Consider the following 997-nt stretch of genomic DNA (forward strand, 5'->3'; position numbering starts at 1 on the left):
GGTTTCAAATTGTAACGGTTGCCACAGGGCTTATTTTCGTTTTTTCGCTTGAATTGGCCTGTTTTTTCCCAAATAAGCTTTGTGGCAACCGTTAGCAAAAAAACAAGGCGGTTTTGGCGGGAATAAGCTCCGTGGCAACCGTTAGAAATCCCATACCTTAACGGAGACCACAAAAAATGAATGAATCTTGTAAAAACATATATCTCGATATAACGCCGCATTTGTCTTTTTTCGGGTTTGCAATCGGCCGGGGGTCAATAAACTTCATCACCTGCCCTCCGATGGCAAGCTGACTTTCCGATGTGAATTACTTGTTCATTCCGGTGATTTGGGAGGTGTATTCATAGAGAAGCGGGATGGGGAGCGGAAACACGGGGAGGGCAGAAAAGTACACAAAAAAAGAAGCAACCGGATGTGAAGATCCGGTTGCTTCTTTAGAGAACCGAGGCCGTGGGACTCGGAATCATGCGCTATGGACTTAACCGCGTTTGCCGGATCGGATGCCTGCCCGGCCCAACAGCAGTCCGGCCGCCAGGATCGCGCCGCCGACCAGATAGATCGGCAGAGGGCTGCTTTCTCCCGTTTGCGGGAGGGAAGCAAGCGGTACACTTTCTTCCTCGATGGCTTGCAGCTCATCTTCCGGCTTAGCGGAAGGAACAGCCGGAGGACCCAGCGGCACATCGCCATCGTCAATAACGACCGTATCATCGTCTCCCGGAGCTGCTTCTGCCGAACCCGTATCCGCAGGAGATGGAGTAACGGTCGGTTCCGAAGACGAAGGAGACGGACTCGAAGGCGGGCCAAGCGGCACATCACCGTCATCGATAATAACCGTGTCAGTCGGAGCCGGTGTCGGGCTCACGCTCGGCGATTCGCTTGGGCTCACGCTCGGCGATTCGCTCGGACTTGTGCTCGGCGATTCGCTTGGGCTTGTGCTCGGTGATTCGCTCGGGCTTGTGCTCGGCGATTCGCTTGGGCTTGTGCTCGGCGATTCGCT

1 protein-coding gene is annotated in these 997 nt (G+C 54.3%); it reads right to left on the reverse strand.

Annotated features, from left to right (window positions below; translation table 11 throughout):
* Nucleotides 1-478: 478 nt before the first annotated feature.
* Nucleotides 479-862, reverse strand: a complete 384-nt coding sequence (locus AC6I6H_RS22460; RefSeq protein WP_497956839.1) for an LPXTG cell wall anchor domain-containing protein — start codon at nucleotides 860-862, stop codon at nucleotides 479-481.
* Nucleotides 863-997: the final 135 nt, after the last annotated feature.

This window comes from Gorillibacterium sp. sgz306347, from assembly GCF_059735245.1.